General features: G+C 71.6%; 5 protein-coding genes. All 5 read left to right on the top strand.

Annotated elements, in window-relative coordinates:
• The first annotated feature begins 212 nt into the window (after positions 1-212).
• The 5 genes from ACFU95_RS31955 (at position 213) to ACFU95_RS31935 (ending at position 6,367) form a co-directional block, all read left to right on the top strand.
• A complete protein-coding gene (locus ACFU95_RS31955) occupies positions 213-1,127 on the top strand; it encodes a cyclase family protein (RefSeq protein WP_383834623.1) in 915 nt (304 codons plus the stop codon).
• A gap of 124 nt (positions 1,128-1,251) precedes the next feature.
• Complete coding sequence (locus ACFU95_RS31950; RefSeq protein WP_383834620.1) at positions 1,252-2,832, top strand: GMC oxidoreductase; 1,581 nt, start codon at positions 1,252-1,254, stop codon at positions 2,830-2,832.
• 170 nt (positions 2,833-3,002) lie between these two features.
• A complete protein-coding gene (locus tag ACFU95_RS31945) occupies positions 3,003-3,842 on the top strand; it encodes an SDR family oxidoreductase (RefSeq protein ID WP_383834617.1) in 840 nt (279 codons plus the stop codon).
• Between the two features lie 36 nt (positions 3,843-3,878).
• Entirely contained in the window at positions 3,879-5,333 is a 1,455-nt protein-coding gene (locus ACFU95_RS31940; RefSeq protein WP_383834614.1) for a cytochrome ubiquinol oxidase subunit I, read from the top strand.
• Positions 5,330-6,367, top strand: a complete 1,038-nt coding sequence (locus tag ACFU95_RS31935) for a cytochrome d ubiquinol oxidase subunit II (protein WP_383834612.1) — start codon at positions 5,330-5,332, stop codon at positions 6,365-6,367. The genes ACFU95_RS31940 and ACFU95_RS31935 overlap by 4 nt, the downstream gene beginning before the upstream one ends.
• Positions 6,368-6,369: the final 2 nt, after the last annotated feature.

Here is a 6,369-nt window from a genome sequence, read left to right as displayed (position 1 = left end):
GTGGACGGGGGGGGGCGGTCCTCGGTGGGGTGACCAACGGGGGAATGGGGAGCCCGAGAAGAAGGAGCTCACATGACGGATCGCCAACACCGCACCGCGCTGGGCGCGCCCGGCCCGCCCGCCCCTGCGTCGCTCCCCGCCCGGCCGGGCCGTCGGTCGCGATGAGCGCGCACCCGCGTCCCGCGTCGGCCCCCTCCCCGCCCCCGCGGCGCATGTCCGAGGCAGCCTTCCGGGCCCTGTACCGCCGGCTGCGTGAGCAGGCGCCGACCGGCACGGCCCGCCGCCACGGAGCACTGGGTCTGCTCACGCCCGAGCGTGTCGTGGCCGCGGCCGGCGAGGTCCGTACCGGACGTACCGTCTCGCTCGCCGCCCCCATCGAAGTCGCGCCGGGCCCCGACAATCCCGAGCCCGCCGTCCACCGGATGATCGCGCCGACGCGCCAGGAGTCCACCGCCCACGGGCTGCACTTCGCCCGCGACCGATTCGCCATGAACGTGCACGGCGACGCCGACAGCCACGTCGACGCGCTCTGCCACGTGATGTTCGACGGCGAACTCTACGGCGGTGTCCCGGCGAGCACGGTGACACCGGACCACGCCGGCGCGCTGACCCTGGACCTGGTGCGGGACGGCGTCGTCGGACGCGGTGTGCTGCTCGACGTCCCCCGGCTGCGGGGCGTGCCGTGGCTGGAGCCCGGCGACCAGGTGACCGCCGAGGACCTGGAGGCGGCCGAGGCCGCCCAGGGCGTCACGGCCGGGCCGGGCGATCTGCTGTTGGTGCGCGTGGGACACCGCCGCCGACGCCGCAGCCTCGGTGCCTGGGACCCGGCCCAGGCCCGGGCGGGCCTGCACCCGGAGGCGATGCGCTTCCCGGCCGAACGCGGTGTGGCCGTCCTCGGATCGGACGGCAACAACGACACGGCACCCAGTGCGGTGCCGGGTGTCGACTATCCCGTGCATGTCCTGGCCGTGAACGCCATGGGAGTGCACCTGCTGGACTACCTGGACCTCGAAGCGCTGGCGGAGGTCTGCTCGCAGTCGGCCCGCTGGCACTTCCTGTGCGTGGTCGCCCCCCTGCGGCTTCCGTCGGCGACGGGCTCTCCGGTGAACCCCGTCGCCGTCCTGTGAACTGCCGGAACTCCGTTGCGGATGCTGCATCTGTGGCGTCCGTATACGTTCGAAGTGGGGACTTCCTCGTTTCCGGGTCACCGCCGGGGCGGGAGCCCGACCCCCAGCAAGGACGGTGACCGTCATGGGCGACTTCCCCCAGTACGACGTCATCATCATCGGCACCGGTGCCGGCGGCGGAACGCTCGCCCACCGGCTCGCCCCGTCGGGCAGGCGGGTCCTGATCCTGGAACGCGGTGACTACCTGCCGCGCGAGCGCGACAACTGGGACTCCACGGCCGTGTTCGTCAAGGCCAAGTACCGGGCCCCGGAGTTCTGGCTCGACAAGCACGGCGACGAGTTCCCGCCCGAGGTCAACTACTACGTCGGCGGCAACACCAAGTTCTACGGCGCGGCCCTGTTCCGGCTGCGGCCGGAGGATTTCGGGGAGATACGCCACCACGGCGGCCTGTCCCCCGCCTGGCCGATCCGTTACGAGGACCTGGAGCCGTACTACACCCAGGCGGAACACCTCTACCGGGTGCACGGCCGGCACGGCGAGGACCCCTGGGAAGGCCCGTGCAGCGCCCAGTACGCCCATCCGCCGGTCGAACACGAGCCGCGCATCCAGCAGTTGAGCGACGACCTGGAGAAGCAGGGCCTGCACCCCTTCCACCTGCCCATCGGAGTCGACCTCACCCAGGACGCGAACGGCGGGGCCACCCACCTGAGCGCCTGCATCCGCTGCAACCGGGTCGACGGGTTCCCGTGCCTGGTCCGGGGCAAGTCCGACGCCCAAGTGGTCTGCGTCGAACCGGCCTTGCGGCATCCGAACGTGGAAATGATCACAGGCGCCCGGGTGACGCGCCTCGACACCGACCCGACGGGGCGCAGTGTCACCGCGGTCGTCGCCCGGCTCGCGGACGGCCAGGAGGCACGCTTCTCGGCGGACATCGTGGTCGTGGCCTGCGGAGCGGTCAACTCCGCCGCGCTTCTGCTCTCCTCTGCGGGCGACCGGCATCCGGACGGGCTGGCGAACGGCTCGGGCGTCGTCGGCCGCCACTACATGCGGCACAACAACCTCGCCCTGATGGCCGTGTCGAAGGAGCCCAACGACACACAGTTCCAGAAGACGCTGGCGCTGCACGACTGGTACCTGGGCGCGGACGACTGGGACTATCCGCTCGGCGGCATCCAGATGCTCGGCAAGTCGGACGCCGAACAGATCCACGGCGAGGCCCCGCGCTGGGCCGGGGCGGCGGTGCCCGACATGCCGTTCGAGGTGCTGGCCCACCATGCCGTCGACTTCTGGCTGTGCGGGGAGGACCTGCCGCGGCCCGACAACCGGGTCACGCTGGACGGCGACGGCCGCATCCACCTCACGCTCGACGAGAACAACAACATCGCCGGACTCGGGCGACTGCGGCACAAGCTCCAGCACCTGCTCGGCCATCTGGGCATGCACGAGCACCACCTGCTGTCGCACAGCATCTACCTGCACAAGGGAATGCCCATCGGTGCCACCGCGCACCAGGCGGGCACGGTGCGGTTCGGCACCGACCCGGCGTCCTCCGCCCTGGACGTCCACTGCAGGGCGCACGACGTCGACAACCTGTACGTGGTCGACACGAGCTTCTTCCCGAGCATCGGAGCGGTCAACCCGTCCCTGACGGCCATGGCGAACGCCCTGCGGGTCGGCGATCACCTCGTGGAGCGGCTGGGCTGACCGGGGGGCCGGCCGGGCTCGGGCGCCCCGCCTTCGAGCGGGCTAAGGTCCTGCGCCGGTCGGCGCAACGCCGACGCGTGCCGCGCACCGTCCGCCGCCCCCGGTGATTGGGTGGCGCCCTGACCTCCGGGCAGCGGCCCGGGCGACCCGCCACGCAGGAGACAGTGACCGTGACTTCCCCCGAGGGCGCGCCCCACAACGTGATCCCCGTCCCTCTGCTCAAGGGCCAGAAGGCCCTGGTCACCGGGGCGAACTCCGGCATCGGCCGGGCGACGGCCGTGGCCATGGGCCGGGCCGGGGCCGACGTGGTCGTGAACTACGTGGCCGGCGCCGAGGAAGCCGAGAAGGTGGTCGAGGAGATCAAGTCCTTCGGGGTGCGGGCGGCGGCCTACGAGGCGGACGTCTCCGACGAGGAGCAGGTCGTCGCGATGACGAACCGGATGGTCGAGGAGTTCGGCACGATCGACATCCTGGTCGCCAACGCCGGGCTGCAGCGCGACGCCGCGTTCACCGAGATGACGCTCGCCCAGTGGCGCAAGGTCCTGGACGTCAACCTCACCGGGCAGTTCCTCTGCGCCCGGGAGGCCACCAGGGAGTTCCTGCGGCGGGGCGTCGTCCCCGAGGTGTCCCGCGCGGCCGGCAAGATCATCTGCATGAGCTCCGTGCACCAGGTCATCCCGTGGGCCGGGCACGTCAACTACGCCTCCTCCAAGGGCGGCGTGCAGATGATGATGGAGACGCTCGCCCAGGAACTCGCGCCGAAGAAGATCCGCGTGAACGCCATCGCCCCGGGCGCCATCAAGACTCCCATCAACACCAGCGCCTGGGACACGCCCGAGGCCCGAGAGGAGCTCCTCAAGCTGATTCCCTACGACCGCGTCGGCGACCCGGAGGACATCGCGCACGCGGCGGTGGGCCTGGCCTCCGACCTCATGGACTACGTGGTGGGCACCACGCTCTTCGTGGACGGCGGGATGACCCTCTTCCCCGGTTTCGCCACCGGCGGCTGACACCACCCCGCGCCACGGCCCCCGGACGGAACTCGGATGCACACCACCCTCCACCTGCTGGCGGACGCGCCGGCGCAGCTGCTGCCGGCCAGGTCCCTGATGGCCTTCACCCTGGCGTCCCACATCATCCTGGTGCCCCTGGGGGTGGCACTGCCGCTGATCACGCTCATCCTGCACGGTTACGGGCTGCGCCACGGGGACCGGACGGCCCTGCTGCTGGCGCGCCGCTGGTCGGCGGTCATGGCGGTCCAGTTCGCGATCGGCGTGGTCACGGGCACCGTGCTGTCCTTCGAGTTCGGGCTGCTCTGGCCGGGGCTGATGGGCAGATGGGGCGATGTCTTCGGGATCGGGTTCGGCGTCGAGGCGTGGGCCTTCTTCCTGGAGGCCGTCCTCATCGCCATCTACCTCTACGGCTGGCGGCGGCTGCCCGCCCGCACCCACTTCCTGCTCGCCCTGCCCCTGCCCGCCACGGCACTGCTCGGCGCCTTCGGGATCCTGGCCGCCAATTCCTGGATGAACACCCCGCGCGGCTTCCGCCTCGACTCCGCGGGCGACCCCGTCGACGTGAACCTCTGGAAGGCGATCTTCACGCCGATGTTCGGCCCGCAGTACTGGCACTTCGTCGTGGCGATGCTCGTGACGGCGGGCTACGTGGTGGCCGGCGTCTACGCCGTCGGCTGGCTGCGCGGTCGCCGGGACCACTACCACCGGCTCGGTTTCACGATCCCCTTCACGGTCGCCGCGGTGTGCACGCCGGTGCAGTTCGTGCTGGGTGACTCCATCGCCCGGCAGGTCTTCCACGAGCAGCCGGTGAAGTTCGCCGCCATGGAGATCGTCTGGGACACCGACACCCACGTACCGGAGTACCTGTTCGGCCGGCTGCATCCGGACGGAAGCGTCTCCGGCGGTATCAGGATCCCGCAGCTCGACTCCGTTCTCGCCGGTTTCAGCCCGGACACCAGGGTGACCGGGCTGACCTCCGTTCCCGCGGACCAGCGGCCGAACGCCACCCAGGCGACCATCGCCCACTGGGCCTTCGACATCATGGTCGGGATCGGCAGCCTGCTCGTGGTGCTCGCCCTCCTGTACGGCCTGGTCTGGTGGCGACGGCGCCGGCTGCCCGCCTCCCCGTGGTTCTACCGGTGCGCCGCCGTGGCCGGCGTCGCCTCCGTCGTCGCGGTCGAGTGCGGCTGGATCACCACCGAGGTGGGCCGCCAGCCGTGGATCGTCTACGAGAACATGCGGGTCGCCGAAGCCGTCACCTCGGCCCGGTCCACCAGTCTGTGGATCATGTTCGGCCTGGTGGTCGCGGTGTACGTGTTCATCTTCGGTTCGTTCCTCGTCGTCCTGCTGCGGATGCGCACCCGCTGGCGGCTCGCCGACCAGGAGGACAGAGCGGCGGCCGGGGCCCGGACAGCACCGGAGCCACCCGAGACGGGCACACCCTACGGACCGCGCCCCACGGTGCCGTCCGGTGAGGACCGGCCATGATGGCCGACGTCATCGCCGTCGTCCTGCTGCTCGCGATCACCGCCTACGCCTGCGCCGGCGGCACCGACTACGGTGCCGGATTCTGGGACCTGACCGCCGGAGGGGCGGAGCGCGGCAAGCGGCCCCGGTGGCTGATCGACCACGCGATGGCTCCGGTGTGGGAGGTCAACAACGTCTGGCTGATCTTCGTACTCGTCATCATGTGGACCGGCTTTCCCGTCCTCTTCCAGCAGCTGTTCCAGTCGATGTGGCTGCCGCTCACGCTGGCCGCCGTGGGTACCGTGCTGCGCGGTGCGGGCTTCGCGCTGCGCAAGCCCGCCCGGCGGCCGGCCGGACGGCGCCTGTACGGCGCGGTGTTCGCCGTCGCCTCGCTCCTGACGCCGTACTTTCTCGGCGCCGCGGCCGGCGGAGTGGCGTCGGGCCGTGTGAGCGCCGACACGAAGCCCTCGGAGCAGGCCTGGGCCCACCCCACCCCGGTGCTGTTCGGTCTGCTCGCCGTGGCGACCACCGCCCTGCTGGGGGCGGTGTTCCTGGCCGCGGACGCCCGGCGCTTCGGCGCGTCGGATCTGGACGGCTACTTCCGGCGGCGGGCACTGGCCGCGCTGGGCGCCGTCGCCGCGCTCGCCATGATCACTCTGGTCGTCGCGCACGACGACGCGGCGCACGTGTGGCACGGGCTCACGCACGGAGTGGGGCTCGTCTTCGTGGTCGTGGCAGCTGTGAGCACCCTCGCCACCGCCTGGCTGCTGCTGCGCCCGTCCGGCGGCTGGTCCCGGGTCACGGCGGTCGGCGTGGTCGCGTCCGCCGTCATCGCCTGGGGCATGGCGCAGCGCCCGTATCTCGTCCCGACCTCGCTGACCGTCGCCGAGGGGGCGGGCGCGGACACCACCCTGCGTTGGCTGGGCCTGGTCACCCTTGTCGCCGTCGTGCTCGTCATGCCCGCGGTCGTCCTGCTCTACTGGCTGGACACGCACGGCGAGCTGGAGGGCCTCACCGACGCCGATCTGCGGCGCGGGGCCGGTGACGAGGGCTGAGT

The sequence above is a fragment of the Streptomyces sp. NPDC057623 genome, from assembly GCF_042800355.1.
Lineage (GTDB): Bacteria > Actinomycetota > Actinomycetes > Streptomycetales > Streptomycetaceae > Streptomyces.
This window is presented reverse-complemented; position numbering and strand designations above follow the sequence as displayed.